Here is a 15,839-nt window from a genome sequence, read left to right on the forward strand (position 1 = left end):
AGGTTAAGGAAACGAGGAACAAACTTACTGGCTAGCACAACGGCAACAGCGTTGCTCTGTTCCCCTACTCTGTAGACCCCTTTACGCCTTATTGCTCAACAATCAAATCGTACAATTTTTCAACACTTTCACAATACTACTCCGCCTTAAGAATGAATTTCTATAAAAGTTACCAATCGAAACAAGAAACTAAAAAGTACGCCGCTGACCACCTCCAACAATATCCAATGGCATTATTTTATTCGGTCATTTTTGCCGAAAGCTCCACATCAAGAATCATTTCGGTTTATGATTAGAGACAATGAGACAAAAGGAAGTGCATTTCCCTCTGCTTAGATGGCAAACAGCATGTTTGTTTGCAGCTTTCCTGAAACAGTTTATTCGCACTCATAACAAGGTAATGCATCGCGCATGAGAATCACACTTAGACAACTACAGATATTCGAAGCCGTTGTGCACACAGGTTCTGTGACCGCTGCCGCAGAGTTAGTTGCCATTAGTCAACCCGCAGCCAGTCAAGCCTTACGTGAACTGGAAGCCCTTCTTGGACGCCCCTTGTTTCGTCGTCATGGCAAACGCTTACAAATTACACCACAAGCCAGACACCTGCTGCCGCAAGCCCGCTCAGTACTCAGTCAAATAGAACAGATTGAAAGCATGGGCAACGACGATGAGTTAAGTGGTTCTTTACACCTAGCTGCCAGCGTCAGCGTGGGGAACTACTTACTACCCAAGCAAATGTCGACCTTTAAACAGCAGCATCCTAATATTCGTTTTAATCTTGATATTGGTAATACACAAAGTGTCATTCAGCAGCTTCTGACAGGGAAAGCAGAAGTCGGTTTTATCGAAGGCTATTGTCAACACGCTGAATTGATGACACAAGTTTGGCTACAAGATGAATTGGTTGTATTCGGTTCTACTAAAGAAGATCGTCCCGAGGTTCTTTCCTGGGAGGATTTAAAACAAGCCAATTGGGTAATGCGTGAATCTGGTTCGGGCACGCGCAATATTCTAGAACAAGCCACGGGAGCAGAAATACCGCAACTCAATGTGGTACTGTCTTTAGCCCATATGGAAGCGGTTAAGCAAGCAGTCATTCATAAAATGGGCTTAGGTTGTTTATCGCGCATGGCCATTTCTCAAGAATTAAATGCTGACTTAATTCGTCTTTATAAAACACCATTAAAGCTTAATCGTAATTTATTGATCGTGACGCCTCGCAATACCGCACTGACGAAAAATGCCCAACGTTTTATTGACCTATGTAAAACCATTCCGGCACTAAGTAATGTCATGTCTGACGAATAAAATAACGGATTAACATCATACAATTATATGAATATTAATAAGATCGACCTAAACCTACTCATTTATTTAGACGTGCTGTTACGTGAATGCAATGTCACACGCTCTGCAAACAAGCTTAATATTACCCAACCGGCAATGAGTAACGGTCTAAAGCGTTTACGAGACTTATTGAATGATCCTCTACTGGTACGCACCAGTGAAGGCATGAAACCCACGGAAAAAGCCTTACGCTTGCAACCCATCGTGCGTAAAGTGTTACTCGATCTTGAAGAAGCCTTACAACCTGAAGCCGACTTTAACGAAAGCACCAGTACTCGAGTGTTTCGTATTATGGCCAGTGATTATGCCGCATCCACTGTCATTCCTCGCTTACTCAATCGTCTGCGTGAATACGCTCCTGGCATCACCTTAGACATCATGACACCCAGTGACGTGACTTTTCATGATGTAGAGGCGGGAAAGATCGACATGGCCATCAATCGTTTTGAAGAATTACCACAATCCTTTCATCAAAAAAGTGTTTGGTTAGATACTTTTGTGTGCATGATGAGCGCCGACAACCCAATCAAAGACAATTTTAATTTGGAGGCCTACTTGCGAGCCCAGCATATTTGGGTCAGTAAAACTGGCTTCGGCATTGGTGTCGGCATGGATCCCACTGATGTACAAAAATTGGGATGGGTGGACGAAGCCCTACAAGCCATTGATAAAAAACGCAGCATTCGTGTATTTACCCGCAGCTATCACACTGCCATGCACCTGGCTCTGGAACAAGATTTGATCGCTACCTTACCGAAGAAAGTGGCTATGGTGAATAAAAAAAATCCAGATTTAGTGATTCTCGACCCCCCCTTTGAGATACCCAAAATCGAGCTGCAAATGATTTGGAGTCCATTACTTCATCATGATGCCAGCCATATCTGGTTTCGACGTCAAGTCATTGACGTTGCCAACGAATTAAAAGCACAATCTAGCCACTAGGGAGTCCTATGCTTGCGGTTTCCCATCTCCATCATGTCGCTATAATCTGCTCCGACTATGAAGTTTCAAAACACTTTTATCATCAGATTCTGGGCTTTAAAATCCTCTGTGAAACCTACCGAGCAGAGCGACAATCCTACAAGTTGGATCTGGCCGTCAACCATCATACACAACTAGAAGTGTTTTCTTTTCCTAATCCACCACCACGACCATCGCGTCCTGAAGCTCAAGGCTTACGTCACTTGGCATTTGCCGTTGCTGATCTTGATGACAGCGTGCGTTATTTGAACGAACAAGGCATAGTCACAGAAGCTATTCGTGTGGATGAGATAACCGGAAAACGTTTCACTTTTTTTGCCGATCCTGACGATTTACCACTTGAGTTATACGAAGAAGTACACCGTCAATAAAACACCATAAACCTGACTTTATTCAAGCCATAAAAAAACGCACACTCTTTCGAATGTGCGTTTTATTTCCTTCATTTGCTGTCAATTACAGCAAAGGAATTATAGCGATGTAGCGCTCTCAGCAAGGTAAGAAGCAACGCCTTCTGGAGACGTTTCCATACCCTTATCACCCTTGTTCCAACCCGCTGGGCAAACTTGGCCGTTTTCTTCGAAGAATTGTAGGGCATCAACGATACGTACTAATTCATCCATGTTACGACCGATCGGCTCATCGTTTACCACTTGTGAACGTACGATACCTTTTTGGTCAATCACGAAAGACGCTCGCATTGCTACGCCAGCTGGGTAGTAAGAATCACCCCCTTCTGATTCAATGCCGTAAGCTTTAGCAATTTCGTGATCCATGTCCGCAGCCAGTGTGTATTCAACTGCACCGATACCACCTTGATCTACAGGTGTATTACGCCAAGCATTGTGAGTGAAATGAGAGTCAATAGACACACCAATTACCTCAACCCCCATTTCGCGGAATTTTTCCATGCGGTGAGACATAGCGATGATTTCAGACGGACATACGAAAGTGAAGTCCAATGGATAAAAGAATACGATCGCATATTTACCTTTGATGGTTTCTGCTAAGTTGAAAGAATCAACAATTTGACCGTCAGCCAATACCGCTGGAACTGTAAAATCTGGTGCTTTTTTTCCGACTAAAATAGACATACAAGTGTCTCCTTTGATTTCCTTAGTTTAAAACCTGTTGTGCAGTAGAAAAATACTCAGACTTATTCTTCTGAACTGCCCGCCGCTTCTTTGATGAGTTCTTGCAATTCACCATTACTGGCCATTTCGACAATAATGTCACAGCCTCCCACCAACTCACCTTTTACCCACAACTGTGGGAAGGTTGGCCAGTTAGCGTACTTTGGTAATTCTGCGCGAATGTCAGGGTTATCCAAAATATTCACGAAAGCAAAACGTTCGCCACAAGACATTAAGGCTTGTACTGCTTGAGCAGAAAAACCACATTGTGGCGCACGAGGATTGCCCTTCATGTACAACAAAATATCGTTATTAGTAATCTGCTCTTTAATTGTTTCGATAGTATTACTCACGCTAAAAACCTCGCTATTGGTTATAGGAAGGTACGGGGAAGTCCACTGACTTCAGTCTGTAGACCCTACCTTCCTTATACTCACCGCCCCCCAAATAAACATGTTACACAAAAGCCTTTGGGTGTCAGTGCCGATTGTTCTGTAAAGTTGCACCAGTTTATGGGGTCTCTTAGGTCATTTACAACCCCACAACCTGCTTTCATTTGTACATTATCCCATTAAAGCCCCTTTACTCACATAGTCGAGTGTATTAAATTGCTCGATTCCCTTTTCAAAAGACAATTAAGGAGTCATCTCGTGTCGCCAAGACATTTTCTTACTCTGAAGGACTTATCTTCTGACGAGTTAAAAAAACTACTGCTTCGAGCTTCTGAGCTTAAGAAAATTTATCGAGAAGGCACTCAATTTCAACCCTTAAAAAATCGAGTATTGGCGATGATCTTTGAAAAATCGTCAACACGAACTCGTGTTTCATTTGAAGCCGGTATGGCACAGTTTGGCGGTCACGCATTGTTTTTATCTCCAAGAGACACCCAACTTGGTCGTGGTGAGCCCGTCGAGGACAGTGCGCGCGTTATCTCTAGCATGGTCGATGCGGTCATGATTCGTACTTTCGATCATAAGACAGTAGAAACCTTTGCAAAATATTCCTCTGTACCTGTGATCAATGCTTTAACAGACGATTACCATCCATGCCAATTGCTAGCAGACATGCAAACTTACCAAGAACACCGTGGTTCTATCGAAGGTAAAAAAGTGGTTTGGGTCGGTGATGGCAATAACATGTGTCATTCTTACATTAATGCTGCCGCCATGTTGGACTTTACTCTGGCAATCGCCTGTCCAAAAGGCTACGAACCAGACGCAAAATTGCTGGCGGAACATCAAGACAGGGTCACAGTCACTCACAATGCTCATGAGGCAGCCACCGATGCGGATTTGATTGTTACCGATGTCTTCGCCTCTATGGGTCAAGAAGAGGAACAAGAGCAACGCTTAAAAGACTTTGACGGTTTCCAAGTTAATGAAGCTCTGATGGCAAAAGCACATTCAGATGCTTTATTCATGCACTGCTTACCAGCGCACCGTGGCGAAGAAGTGAGCGCGGGGGTGTTGGATCACCCTGACTCAGTGGTGTGGGACGAAGCTGAGAACCGCCTACACGCACAAAAAGCGTTACTTGAATTTTTGCTTTGTCGCTAAGACAATAGACCAGCTCGTTTGAACTCTAGTTGAAACGAGCTTTTTTCTATCTAGAGCATTGAATAAAACTCATCTATAGTGAATTACCATGAGCATCATTGAAGTTCGACACTTAAAAACTCTTACCGCATTAAGAGAGACGGGAAGCCTAGTTGAAGCCGCTGAGCGCGTGCATTTGACTCAATCTGCATTGTCACACCAACTGAAAGATCTAGAAGAAAAATTAGGTTGCCCGCTCTTTATTCGAAAAACCAAACCAGTACGATTTACCAGTGCCGGACTCAGACTTTTACAACTGGCCGACGATGTATTAGTGTCATTTCGCTCTGCACAACGAGATATTCAACGTTTTGCGGAAGGCGAAAGTGGTCGCTTGCACATAGCGATTGAGTGTCACAGTTGCTATGAGTGGCTGATGCCGACCATAGATCATTTTCGAGAGCATTGGCCCGATGTAGAACTGGATTTATCAACCGCATTTGGCTTTATGCCATTACCAGCATTGGCCCGTGGCGATTTGGATTTGGTGGTTACCTCAGACCCACAAGACATTCCCAACATTGAATACATTCCACTGTTTCAATACGAATCTCAAGTGGCACTTTCACGTCATCACCCACTGGCGAAAAAAGACTTTTTGGTTGCTGAGGATTTTGCTAATGAAACCTTGATCAGTTATCCAGTTGAAGTAGAGCGCCTGGATATTTTCAAACACTTCCTCAACCCAGCAGGCATTGCGCCTGCTAAGATTCGTCACAGTGAATTAACCTTAATGATGATGCAATTAGTGGCCAGCGGTCGCGGCGTGTGTTGCTTACCAAATTGGGCCCTTACAGAATATACTAATCGCCAATATGTGATTACTAAATCACTTGGTGAAGAAGGCATTTGGTGCAAATTGTATCTGGCCATTCGTCGCGACCAAAGAGAAAACGCTTATATGGAAGATCTGATAAATACGGCGTCTAAAACCTGCTTTAAAAACCTCAAAGGCATTTTAGCGCCAGAGCTTTAAGGTCTATCGAAGATATAAAGAAATACTCTCATCACAAGCAAACGGGTCAGCATCAAACCACTATGACAAAGTGGTTTGATGCTGACTGCGCGACCAGATTAAACTGAACTTAGCGCCACCAGTTTCACTGGCATCAATTAACACGGCTCCACCATGCCAAAAGGCGATACGCTGCACAATGGCTAAACCCAAACCATACCCACCCGATGCACGGGTACGACTATTATCCAAACGCTGGAAAGGAATAAACACCTTATCCCTGTCTTCAAACGCGATCCCAGGGCCATCGTCTTCAATATCTACCTGCCAACGCTCCGCGTCTTGTGTAAAAGTAATGGTGATTTTCTTCGCAGCGTATTTGGCCGCATTCAAAATCAAGTTTTGCAAGGCTCGATTAAGGTGATGTTCATCCGCAACCACCAAGTCTTCTTCATCCATGCGCACTTCCACTTTTAAATGTTTAAGCAAAGGGTTGTTGTGCTGTAAAATTCCTTCGATTAATTCAGACAGCTCAATTTCGCTAAAATTCAGTGCCAACGAACCGTCTTCCAGCTTGCCATAAGTCAAGACCTCGTCGACTAAGGTATTGAGTTCCTCTACGTCTCCTTCCAATGCCTCGACCGTTGATGCTACCTCTTCATCCACTTCGTCTTTCATCACTTCCAGACCAAAACGTAAGCGCGCAATCGGAGTCCGCAGCTCATGGGAAATGGCATTGATCATTTCACGCTGAACTTTCAACAATCGCTGAATATGGGACGACATAGAGTCAAAAGAATAGGCCAGCTCTTTTAGGGTACCGCTACTGTCGGGAATCCCTTTAGGCAAGCCACTACGGCCACGGGCAATTTGACGTGTAATACTTTCAAATGCTTTACGTTTAAAATCTAAACTTAGTAATTCTCGCCAAATCAATAGCAGCATAATGGTAATGCCAATACCAGATACCATGACAACAATCAGTGTGAACGACAAATAATCGCCTTTTTCCACTGTCAGATAAACCGCTTTTTCACTGTTTTCGGCTTGCCAGATATAACCATATTCACTGTAAGTTCCATTAATCTTAGCAACGCCAGTTAATCCCAATTCCAGCTTGTTGTCTTCCACGGGAATCACAGCAGTGCAAGACATGGCCGTCAATAAACGTTTTTTATCATCTGTCGTTAAAAAATCAGCATTAATCAGCTTTTTCAGTAACAATCCAAGAGTAAAAAAGCCTTTGTCGCTGTCGGCTCGGCCAATCAACAACGGCTCTTCAGCATTGCCTAATGATAACTGGTAGCTTCCATCGGGAAATTTGAACCAGCTTTTGTTGGCGAGTAACTGGGTAATGTGATCAACATCGTAATTTTTGGTGGGTTTTACTGTCCAGTTAAAACGCGACCTCTTTAACTCAGTATCAATACCAGACAGTAATAATGCAGCACTTAATTCAGCATCCACACACAACAGCTGCTCTGCACGTGAAGAGCCAAAGCGGATTTGCGTGAATTCCATTACGGCATAGGAAGCCGCCACTATAATGACACCGCCAATAATAAGATGTCGATACAGTCGCCACATTTCTTCACGCATTAGCGATTAAACTTCTTTTACGAATAAATAACCTTTACTGCGGATGGTTTTTATTCGACGAGGATGAATGGGGTCGTCGCCAATTTTAGAACGAATTCGAGAAATACGCACATCCACTGAACGATCTTGACCATCGTATTCGATGCCACGTAATTCACCAAAAATTTCTTCCCGGCTCAAAATACGTCCAGCATTGCTGGCCAATAACCACAATAAATCAAATTCGGCACTGGTTAACTCAACTTCTTCGCTATTTAACCAAGCTTCACGGCGTGAGTTATCAATTTTAAGTGGGCCAAAAAGCAAATTTTGTTCTTCTTTGGCCACATCGCTGGTCAGGTCAACATCTTGCGTACTTCGACGTAGTAAAGATTGCACTCGAGCCAATAAAACGCGGGGCTTGGCAGGCTTGGATACATAATCGTCTGCACCAATTTCAAGTCCAAGAATTTGATCCACATCGTCACTGCGAGCCGTCAACATTAAGATCGGGCCTTTGTAATCATTGCGAACACTACGACAAACAGTAAACCCATCCGCTCCGGGCAGCATCAGATCTAAAATCACCAGAGAAGGCTGCTCGTTAACAATTCGGCCGATGGCTTTTCGACCATCTGGCTCAATGCTTACTGTAAAACCATTTTTTTGTAAATATTCTTGAGTGAGCGAGGCCAAGCGCTCATCATCCTCAACAATTAGAATTGTTTGGTCGTCATTCACACTCATGGGCAGTCCTCGTCCAATTTCTGCTTATGTTTTAATTAGTTAGAAAGTTCTTAACCTAGCTTCAATCTACTAGAAGATTTTTAATTTGTCTAACTCTGTCACGATTAATTGCAAAATCAGAATATCCCAGACGTGACGACGAGCGAATATGGACCACACTGTCACTTTCTGGAAAGTAAAACTCTACATCATCAATATAGCCAACAATGTCACTTTTTACTTCAAAGTGAACATAACCAAAGGTGTTTTTAACCATTTTGGCTCCCTGCTCCAACATCAAGGCTTCCAGACGCAACTGCATGTCTTTACGGGAACCCGAATACATTAATGGTTCAACATAATGCTCCTGATCAGCAGCAGGGTCAGCTTGAGTAGAAACACAGTTTGGCGATTCTGGACAGACTTTTAACTGGCCATTTGTGACGCCTAATCCCTCAGGCATTTGACTGTTCAATTTAACATAGCCAAAGAAGCCTGAGAGCAGTACAACAATCAAAACAAGTATCCAGCGAACCATGCTTTAACTCTCTCCCAATTTTTTCATACTTATCGAAACGATCTTTTTCCGGGTTTTTTAGGCTTAAATTCCTGTTTATCATTGGATTGCCAGTCAAAACCTTTGTTACTTCGACGGGCACCGCCGGCCGTTGCTTTGTTCTTGTTACGCTTAATGTCCAACTTTTGTTGCTGCGTTTTTGGTTTTACGCTTGCAACTTGCAAATCCACCATATCACACAAGGCATTAACTTCCTGCTCTTCCATTTCCACCCAACGACCCACTTTGGCTTTAGAGGGTAAGAAAACTGGACCAAAGCGAACTCGCTTCAAACGATTCACTTTCAGTCCTTGGGACTCCCAAAGACGACGTACTTCACGGTTACGACCTTCCATCAAACAGACGTAAAACCAACGATTAATACCTTCACCACCACCGTCAACAATGTCAGTGAATTTAGCTGGACCATCTTCTAATTGAATGCCTTTCTTCAAGTTTTCCAGATGCTCATCTGTCACCTCTCCCATCACACGCACTAGGTACTCACGGTCAATTTCCGTTGACGGATGCATCAAACGATTGGCCAATTCGCCGTCGGTCGTGAACAGCAACAAACCAGAAGTATTAATATCCAGACGCCCCACCGCAATCCAACGCTCACCACGCAGTTTGGGCAGTTTTTCAAAAACCGTGGTACGACCCTCAGGGTCTTTGCGGGTACAAACCTCACCTTCAGGCTTGTTATAAATAATCACTCGACGATTCTCACCCGCTTCCGTGATGGTGATAGGATAACCATCTAGGGTAATATTGTCAGAAACGCTGACACGGTCTCCCAAGGTCGCTACTTCGCCGTTTACCATAACACGACCTTCGCGAATGCGATTTTCCATTTCACGACGAGAACCTTGCCCTGCTCGTGCCAATACTTTCTGTAACTTTTCGTCCATTCGGAACCTCTTTTGGGGATGCTTCTCAGCAACCCAGATTGATAATACGCTTACTAATTGTCGGTAATTATAAGACAGACAATCCAGCGCTAAAAGCTGTTAATACAACAATTTACATGAAGGGTGAGGTATCACCAGCCCCTTCACGAACCACTTCTACTTGATCGGCATCCATCACCACCACTGTGGTCGGTTGCAAACCACAAAACCCTCCGTCTATCACTAAATCTAGAGCATGTTCCAAAGTATCGCGAATATCATATGGGTCTGTCATCGGATCCGACTCCCCAGGCAAGATCAAAGAGACACTCATAATCGGCTCCCCTAGCTCTTCTAACAAAGCCGATACAATTCGACTACTCGGCACTCGAATACCAATGGTTTTACGTTTTGGGTGTAATAAGCGACGTGGTACTTCTGAGGTTGCCTGAAAAATAAAGGTATAAGGGCCTGGGGTATTTTTTTTTAACAAGCGATATAAACCATTATCAAAACGCGCATAAGTTGATATTTCTGATAAATCTCGACACACCAAGGTAAAATTATGCTTATCGTCCAAACGACGTATGGCTCGAATGCGATCCAACGCGGCTTTGTCACCAAGATGACAACCCAGCGAGTAGCCACAATCCGTAGGATAAGCAACCACGCCCCCCTGTCGAATTACCTCAGCGGCCTGTTTTATCAAACGCACTTGAGGGTTTTCAGGGTGAACTTGAAAGAACTGACTCATATTGCCTTCCCACTTATGTTTAAGACTGGCATTGCAGACAAATCCACTTTGATCAACGACGCACTCCCACTTATTACAAAAAAACTTAAGACTTCACCAATCCTGCCATACTAAATTCACCTCACTGGTGTGAATTTGTGTGTATTTACCCACCTGCATCCAAGGCCCAAACGGACCATGATAATCACTGCCAGCGGAAGCTTTTAAAGAAAATTGATTGGACAACTTTTCTAACAATCGAACATGATCCGGCTTTTCATTACCCGATACTACTTCGATACCCGTTCCACCCCAACGTGCAAAATCTTCCAATAAACGACGCAATTTAGTTACCGTTAAAGGATAACGTTTCGGATGCGCCAAAATCAGTTCCATCCCTTGACCAGAAAGTTGATTTAACACCTCTTCCAACTCTGGCCAAACATCTCGCAACTTGCCCAACCGCTTATTGCCTAAATATCGATCAAAGGCTTTATTGGCGTCTTTAACTAAGCCTTTTTCCACCAACAATCGAGCAAAATGAGGGCGACCCAACTGACTTTCTCCCGCTAAGGCTAAAGCTTCCTCATACAAATCCGGCAAACCTTGTTTGACTAGCAAATCGGCAATGCGCCTAGCTCGCTCAAGACGAATTTTCTGATTTTGTGTCACGACAGATTGAAGGGCTTGATTCTCTTCATCAAAATTCAATGCCACCATGTGCAAAGGGATGCCATGCCATTGGGTCGATAACTCCACCCCATTAATAAAACTCAACCCCTGTTCTTTGGCTCGTTGTCTGGCTTCTTCTAAACCCGCCACACTGTCATGATCAGTTAAAGCAAATAAGCTGACTTGTTGCTCAACAGCTAAATCGACCAGTTCAGAGGGAGTCAGTTTGCCATCGGAACGAATGGAATGGGTATGTAAATCAACTTTTCGGTAACTCGCAGCATCGGACATAGACAGACTGTTTTTTCAAAGAAATGACGGTTATTATAAGTCAGCATACATAAATTGGTTTTTATATGAAATTACTATTCGACTTTCTACCTATCGTTATCTTCTTTGTTGTTTATAAAATGACAAATAATCTTATCACCGCCACAGCTGTGTTGATCCCAGCCACTTTATTGCAAGTCGGCTATACTTGGCTGAAACACAAAACCGTGGAAAAGATGCATCTGGTCTCATTAGCCCTTGTCGTTCTGCTTGGAGGTGCAACCGTGATGATGGGAGACGGAGACTTCATTAAATGGAAACCCACCATAGTCAATGGTTTGTTCGCGATTGTGTTTTTTGCCAGTCAATTTATAGGCAATAAAAACATACTGCAACGTATGATGGGCGACAAATTGGAACTTCCCTTCAAAGTGTGGCGCAACCTTAATATGGCATGGGTTGGCTTTTTTATCGTATCGGGTTTAACCAACCTTTATGTGGCCTTTACTTTTAGTGAAGACATTTGGGTTGATTTCAAACTCTTTGGCTTACTTGGCATGACCTTAGTATTCATTATTCTGCAAGGCATTTACCTGTCTTCTCACTTACAAAACAAAGAATAATTAAGGAACAAGATGTTGTATTCCATTGTTGGCCAAGATGTACCTAACAGTCTAAGCGCACGTCAATCGGTTCGCCCTGCTCACCTTGAACGCCTTGAAGCATTGCAAAAACAAGGTCGTTTAGTCTTAGCTGGCCCCAATCCAGCCATTGAATCAGACAACCCAGGCGATGCGGGCTTTAGCGGAAGCATCATAGTCGCTGAGTTTGCCAGTCTAGCTGAAGCAAAAGCTTGGGCTGAAGCGGATCCTTATGTGGCCACTGGCGTGTATCAAGCGGTAGAGGTAAAACCTTTTAAGCAGGTATTTCCAAACTAGCTACGCGCGCATCATATTTAACACAAAAAAGTTTAACACAAAAAAAGCGAAGCATTATCTCTTCGCTTTTTTTGTATGTGGATGCCACGATGATTTACAGAGCAGTGTTGTCTTTCACATCAGAATGGCCGAGATCACGTTCTGGATCGATCACATCTCGTAGACGCTGTTTCAGTACTTTTGCCTCAGGAAAGCCTTCTTCGGCTTTACGACACCATATTTCTTTACCATTGACCCGCACCTTAAAAATTCCACCTTGGCTCGGCAATAAGGTCACGCTTTTGATATCATCATCGAAGGTTGTCAGCAGCTCTTGCGCTAACCAAGCAGCGCGCAACATCCAACGACATAAAGTACAATATTCTATTTCAACGGCAGCCGTTCGCATTTGCTTTCTCCAACAGATAAATAAGTGCGGTTTTAGCTTATCCACGCCTCAGTGTAATGCAAGGCAAACTAAGAGGAATTTATTGATGCGTCACCTCATCTTAACGACTTTCATCCTACTGGCTTTGAGTATTCAAGCACAGGCAACTCAAGTAGACATTGTAACGTCACAGGGCACTATTCGAGTAGACTTAAATGACCAAGCCGCACCAAAAACCGTGGCGAACTTCCTGCGTTATGTGGATGAAGGTTTTTACGACAACACCATATTTCACCGTATAATTCGCGGTTTTATGATTCAAGGTGGCGGTTTCACCAAAGACATGGGACGTAAATCCACACGCAAGGCCGTTGCCTATGAGGGAGATAACGGACTTGCTAATAATCGTGGCACATTAGCCATGGCAAGAACGCAGGATCCTAACAGCGCTACATCACAATTCTTCATTAACCAAGTGGACAATAGCTTCCTCAATCATGGTGTTCGTGGCGGTCCAGGTTATACCGTATTTGGCAGTGTCTTAGCAGGCATGGACATTGTCGATGAGATCGCTGCAAGCGATACTCGCACACTTGGCCCTTTCCAAAATGTTCCTCGCACCGCCATTATGATTGAGACCATCAAACGTGTTGAATAGTTATCGCCTTGATTCTCCGAAACTGGATTGGAGCGCAGACGGCGCGCCCATATCCAGTGAATTCGATGATGTTTACTTTGATAAAGAATCGGGCTTAGAAGAAACCCGCTATGTTTTTTTACAACACAATCGCTTAGCAGAGCGTTGGTCAAGCATGACTCAAAGCCATTTTGTCATTGCCGAAACGGGCTTTGGCACTGGACTCAATTTTCTTTGCGCTTGGCAATGCTTTATGGAGTCTGCTCCGAAGGATGCTCAACTGCATTTTATTTCCGTAGAAAAGTTCCCCATGAGCAGAGCCGCACTAGGCTCGGCTCTCAAAATGTGGCCATCTTTAACAGGGTTTAGCGATGAGCTATTAGCCGTTTATCCCGAGCTTTGTCACGGCTTACATCGCATGTCGTTAGCCAATGGGCGCATCCAACTGAGCCTTTGGTTTGGTGAAGCAGAACAGGGCTTTGCCAGTCTGGATGCCGATGTCGACGCTTGGTTTCTGGATGGTTTTGCCCCCAGCAAAAACCCTGAAATGTGGAGTGATAAACTGTTTCACCACATTCATCGGCTCAGCCATCAAGGCACTACTTTCGCCACCTTCACAGCCGCAGGCATTGTACGCCGCGGTCTGCAACAAGTTGGCTTCGAGGTCCGCAAAGTAAAAGGTTTTGGTCACAAGCGAGAAATGGCGATTGGCCAGCTTGAGCAAGCGAACAAAACTTTGCCAGAACGCATGTCACAAGGGCAAGCATGGTTTAATGTGCGGCAAGACACGCCAGCGCCTATTGGTCGAGTATTAGTAGTCGGTTCCGGCCTATCTGGAGCCCATACCGCCTTTGCTTTAGCGCAACAAGGCGTCGAAGTGACAGTTTGGGAACAAGAAGATAGGATAGCAAATCATGCATCCGGTAACCCTCAAGGCATGCTTTATCCTAAACTGGCGGCACAAGACACGCCTCTCAATCGTTTTTATTTGAGCGGTTTTTTACAGGCAGCCGCCTTGTACCAAACACTCGATCCAAATGGCACATTTTGGCGTCAAACAGGTTTATTACAGATTCCTAAAAACGACAAGGAAGCTCTGCGTTTTGAGAAACTTTTAGCTGCTAAACTGTATCCAGAATCCGTGTTATCTGGCTCTGATCAAAATAGTTCCAGTCTTCATTTGCCTTTATCTGGTTGGGTTGCGCCGCGAATCTTGTGTGAACATTTATTAGATCATGACAAGATTCAAGTTCAACTAAACAGTAAGTTTGAGTCGATCAGTAAAATACCAGAAGAAGAAAAACAGGCTCAAGACGAAGTTTGGCGAGTCTGCAACGGGAGGGAAACTAAGACTTTTTCCCATGTCGTCATTTGCACCGCAAACCATACTAAGCAGTTAAAGGATCTACCGAAGAATCCAACTTATGCCATTCGTGGCCAAGTCGCCAATATGCCTCTTGAAGCGGCTGAGCAAGCCTGTATCAAGGCCACAAGCAGTACGCAGGCTTTAGACTTTAAAAAGGTTTTGTGTGAATTTGGTTATGTATCGCCCGCCTTAAAAGGCTCGCTGCATTTTGGCTCTACTTATGACCTTAATGACATGGACACTAGTGTTCGCTTAGAAGGCCATGCACGTAATACAAAGATCTTGGAAAACTTGTTAGAGTTACCGGAGAACACCTTTAATGCCGCTAACTGCCAAGGGCGAACGGCTTTTCGTTGTGCCGTGCCAGATTACACGCCGATTGTTGGCCCCATTCAATCTGACATCCAGTATCGTCAAACTTTTGAGACCCTCAGTAAAAATGCCAAATGGCAAAGCGATACAATTGCCGAACCTGCCAGTCAACTGTTTTTGAATATTGGTCACGGTTCTCGCGGTTTAGTATCAACCCCATTGAGTGGACAATACATCGCCAGCTTAATCCTGTCGACGCCCTCACCACTTGAGCAAAACATCAGCCGCATCTTGCACCCAAGCCGTTTTCTCATTCGCGACTTGAAACGCGGACAATAGTTTTTCGGCAAAAGGTTCCTAATATAAAGCCCCATATATAATGGTCAATGAATGACCTAATGGGGCTTTTTCATCATAACGAAAACACGCGCCAGTTAGGCTTAAGATTCAAACAACTCGCAGGCACTTGGAATCAAGTCGGCAAAACATTTCGCCGTCTGCGGTCTTATAACCACTTGATTTAAGTTGGGTAACAGAGTTTGTAAGGTCTTGCTGAGTTGTTGCAAACTTGGATTCATTGGTTCATATGGGTATTCGTGATCTTGTAGACTCAGTTTGTGTAACTCATCCAACTCATCTTGCAAAATGGATTTCATGGCAAAAAAACGGTCTTTTTGGTCGATATCATTGGTTTCCCAATACGCATCCGAAAAGCACACATTAAGCTCATAAAAAAGATGCAAAGCATCAGCAACATTTTTCTTAGACATAGTTTCTCCA

General features: G+C 44.0%; 19 protein-coding genes. 9 read left to right on the forward strand and 10 right to left on the reverse strand.

The annotated features are described in order from the left end of the window. Positions 1–411 precede the first annotated feature (411 nt). The 3 genes from ACXAH2_RS14155 to gloA2 are packed head-to-tail and all read left to right on the forward strand — an operon-like array spanning position 412 to position 2,702. Complete coding sequence (locus ACXAH2_RS14155) at positions 412–1,311, forward strand: LysR substrate-binding domain-containing protein (protein ID WP_475079390.1); 900 nt, start codon at positions 412–414, stop codon at positions 1,309–1,311. 27 nt (positions 1,312–1,338) lie between these two features. Further along, positions 1,339–2,292, forward strand: coding sequence for a LysR family transcriptional regulator (locus ACXAH2_RS14160; protein WP_475079392.1), 954 nt, complete (start codon positions 1,339–1,341; stop codon positions 2,290–2,292). Positions 2,293–2,300: 8 nt separating this feature from the next. Continuing rightward, the gene (gloA2, locus tag ACXAH2_RS14165) at positions 2,301–2,702 is read left to right on the forward strand and encodes an SMU1112c/YaeR family gloxylase I-like metalloprotein (RefSeq protein WP_475079394.1); all 402 of its coding nucleotides are present in this window, start codon (positions 2,301–2,303) and stop codon (positions 2,700–2,702) included. Positions 2,703–2,801: 99 nt separating this feature from the next. Here the strand turns inward: gloA2 and ACXAH2_RS14170 are convergent, their stop codons facing one another. Both ACXAH2_RS14170 and grxD read right to left on the reverse strand, forming a co-directional pair. Continuing rightward, complete coding sequence (locus ACXAH2_RS14170) at positions 2,802–3,425, reverse strand: peroxiredoxin (protein WP_475079396.1); 624 nt, start codon at positions 3,423–3,425, stop codon at positions 2,802–2,804. Between the two features lie 62 nt (positions 3,426–3,487). After that, positions 3,488–3,817 (reverse strand): Grx4 family monothiol glutaredoxin, encoded by a 330-nt coding sequence (gene grxD, locus ACXAH2_RS14175; RefSeq protein ID WP_353669379.1) that lies wholly within the window; start codon positions 3,815–3,817, stop codon positions 3,488–3,490. Positions 3,818–4,114: 297 nt separating this feature from the next. On the opposite strand from grxD, the gene argF reads away from it, so the two are divergent. Then, positions 4,115–5,020 carry an ornithine carbamoyltransferase gene (argF, locus tag ACXAH2_RS14180; protein WP_475079397.1) on the forward strand — a complete coding sequence of 302 codons (906 nt, stop codon included), beginning with the start codon at positions 4,115–4,117 and terminating at the stop codon, positions 5,018–5,020. Between the two features lie 88 nt (positions 5,021–5,108). Beyond that, positions 5,109–6,035: a LysR family transcriptional regulator gene (locus tag ACXAH2_RS14185; protein ID WP_475079399.1), complete on the forward strand. Its 927-nt coding sequence runs from the start codon at positions 5,109–5,111 to the stop codon at positions 6,033–6,035. 60 nt (positions 6,036–6,095) lie between these two features. On the opposite strand, the gene ACXAH2_RS14190 is transcribed toward ACXAH2_RS14185, so the two are convergent. From ACXAH2_RS14190 to ACXAH2_RS14215, 6 genes are all read right to left on the reverse strand, one after another. Beyond that, positions 6,096–7,613, reverse strand: a complete 1,518-nt coding sequence (locus tag ACXAH2_RS14190; protein WP_475079400.1) for an ATP-binding protein — start codon at positions 7,611–7,613, stop codon at positions 6,096–6,098. 6 nt (positions 7,614–7,619) lie between these two features. Then, on the reverse strand, positions 7,620–8,339 hold the full coding sequence (locus ACXAH2_RS14195) for a response regulator (RefSeq protein ID WP_475079401.1): 720 nt from the start codon (positions 8,337–8,339) through the stop codon (positions 7,620–7,622). Between the two features lie 61 nt (positions 8,340–8,400). Beyond that, positions 8,401–8,856, reverse strand: a complete 456-nt coding sequence (locus tag ACXAH2_RS14200; protein ID WP_475079403.1) for a DUF1499 domain-containing protein — start codon at positions 8,854–8,856, stop codon at positions 8,401–8,403. A 29-nt stretch (positions 8,857–8,885) separates the two neighbouring features. Continuing rightward, positions 8,886–9,785 (reverse strand): 23S rRNA pseudouridine(2605) synthase RluB, encoded by a 900-nt coding sequence (gene rluB / locus ACXAH2_RS14205; protein WP_475079404.1) that lies wholly within the window; start codon positions 9,783–9,785, stop codon positions 8,886–8,888. A 112-nt stretch (positions 9,786–9,897) separates the two neighbouring features. Then, on the reverse strand, positions 9,898–10,518 hold the full coding sequence (locus ACXAH2_RS14210) for an L-threonylcarbamoyladenylate synthase (protein WP_475079405.1): 621 nt from the start codon (positions 10,516–10,518) through the stop codon (positions 9,898–9,900). 93 nt (positions 10,519–10,611) lie between these two features. Next, positions 10,612–11,460, reverse strand: coding sequence for a PHP domain-containing protein (locus ACXAH2_RS14215; RefSeq protein WP_475079407.1), 849 nt, complete (start codon positions 11,458–11,460; stop codon positions 10,612–10,614). 65 nt (positions 11,461–11,525) lie between these two features. Here ACXAH2_RS14215 and ACXAH2_RS14220 point away from each other — a divergent pair, with 65 nt between their 5' ends. Both ACXAH2_RS14220 and ACXAH2_RS14225 read left to right on the forward strand, forming a co-directional pair. Further along, entirely contained in the window at positions 11,526–12,062 is a 537-nt protein-coding gene (locus ACXAH2_RS14220) for a septation protein A (RefSeq protein ID WP_475079408.1), read from the forward strand. 12 nt (positions 12,063–12,074) lie between these two features. Further along, entirely contained in the window at positions 12,075–12,377 is a 303-nt protein-coding gene (locus ACXAH2_RS14225; protein WP_475079410.1) for a YciI family protein, read from the forward strand. A gap of 94 nt (positions 12,378–12,471) precedes the next feature. Here the strand turns inward: ACXAH2_RS14225 and ACXAH2_RS14230 are convergent, their stop codons facing one another. After that, the gene (locus ACXAH2_RS14230; protein ID WP_475079411.1) at positions 12,472–12,765 is read right to left on the reverse strand and encodes an Rdx family protein; all 294 of its coding nucleotides are present in this window, start codon (positions 12,763–12,765) and stop codon (positions 12,472–12,474) included. 85 nt (positions 12,766–12,850) lie between these two features. Here ACXAH2_RS14230 and ACXAH2_RS14235 point away from each other — a divergent pair, with 85 nt between their 5' ends. Both ACXAH2_RS14235 and mnmC read left to right on the forward strand, forming a co-directional pair. After that, positions 12,851–13,402 carry a peptidylprolyl isomerase gene (locus tag ACXAH2_RS14235; RefSeq protein WP_475079413.1) on the forward strand — a complete coding sequence of 184 codons (552 nt, stop codon included), beginning with the start codon at positions 12,851–12,853 and terminating at the stop codon, positions 13,400–13,402. Further along, entirely contained in the window at positions 13,392–15,398 is a 2,007-nt protein-coding gene (gene mnmC / locus ACXAH2_RS14240) for a bifunctional tRNA (5-methylaminomethyl-2-thiouridine)(34)-methyltransferase MnmC2/FAD-dependent 5-carboxymethylaminomethyl-2-thiouridine(34) oxidoreductase MnmC1 (protein ID WP_475079414.1), read from the forward strand. Before ACXAH2_RS14235 ends, mnmC begins: the two co-directional genes overlap by 11 nt. Before the next feature lie 101 nt (positions 15,399–15,499). Here the strand turns inward: mnmC and ACXAH2_RS14245 are convergent, their stop codons facing one another. Then, positions 15,500–15,829, reverse strand: coding sequence for a hypothetical protein (locus ACXAH2_RS14245; protein WP_475079416.1), 330 nt, complete (start codon positions 15,827–15,829; stop codon positions 15,500–15,502). Positions 15,830–15,839: the final 10 nt, after the last annotated feature.

Source organism: Marinomonas sp. ABL3_031, assembly GCF_056161265.1.

Excerpts from the sequence above, each read along its gene's own strand:
- ACXAH2_RS14185 (WP_475079399.1), top strand. The coding sequence starts at position 5,109 with ATGAGCATCATTGAAGTTCGACACTTAAAAACTCTTACCGCATTAAGA.
- ACXAH2_RS14155 (WP_475079390.1), top strand. The coding sequence starts at position 412 with ATGAGAATCACACTTAGACAACTACAGATATTCGAAGCCGTTGTGCAC.
- ACXAH2_RS14235 (WP_475079413.1), top strand. The coding sequence starts at position 12,851 with ATGCGTCACCTCATCTTAACGACTTTCATCCTACTGGCTTTGAGTATT.
- ACXAH2_RS14215 (WP_475079407.1), bottom strand. The coding sequence starts at position 11,460 with ATGTCCGATGCTGCGAGTTACCGAAAAGTTGATTTACATACCCATTCC.
- ACXAH2_RS14210 (WP_475079405.1), bottom strand. The coding sequence starts at position 10,518 with ATGAGTCAGTTCTTTCAAGTTCACCCTGAAAACCCTCAAGTGCGTTTG.
- rluB (WP_475079404.1), bottom strand. The coding sequence starts at position 9,785 with ATGGACGAAAAGTTACAGAAAGTATTGGCACGAGCAGGGCAAGGTTCT.
- gloA2 (WP_475079394.1), top strand. The coding sequence starts at position 2,301 with ATGCTTGCGGTTTCCCATCTCCATCATGTCGCTATAATCTGCTCCGAC.
- ACXAH2_RS14195 (WP_475079401.1), bottom strand. The coding sequence starts at position 8,339 with ATGAGTGTGAATGACGACCAAACAATTCTAATTGTTGAGGATGATGAG.
- ACXAH2_RS14225 (WP_475079410.1), top strand. The coding sequence starts at position 12,075 with ATGTTGTATTCCATTGTTGGCCAAGATGTACCTAACAGTCTAAGCGCA.
- ACXAH2_RS14220 (WP_475079408.1), top strand. The coding sequence starts at position 11,526 with ATGAAATTACTATTCGACTTTCTACCTATCGTTATCTTCTTTGTTGTT.
- ACXAH2_RS14170 (WP_475079396.1), bottom strand. The coding sequence starts at position 3,425 with ATGTCTATTTTAGTCGGAAAAAAAGCACCAGATTTTACAGTTCCAGCG.
- ACXAH2_RS14160 (WP_475079392.1), top strand. The coding sequence starts at position 1,339 with ATGAATATTAATAAGATCGACCTAAACCTACTCATTTATTTAGACGTG.
- ACXAH2_RS14230 (WP_475079411.1), bottom strand. The coding sequence starts at position 12,765 with ATGCGAACGGCTGCCGTTGAAATAGAATATTGTACTTTATGTCGTTGG.
- ACXAH2_RS14245 (WP_475079416.1), bottom strand. The coding sequence starts at position 15,829 with ATGTCTAAGAAAAATGTTGCTGATGCTTTGCATCTTTTTTATGAGCTT.
- ACXAH2_RS14190 (WP_475079400.1), bottom strand. The coding sequence starts at position 7,613 with ATGCGTGAAGAAATGTGGCGACTGTATCGACATCTTATTATTGGCGGT.
- ACXAH2_RS14200 (WP_475079403.1), bottom strand. The coding sequence starts at position 8,856 with ATGGTTCGCTGGATACTTGTTTTGATTGTTGTACTGCTCTCAGGCTTC.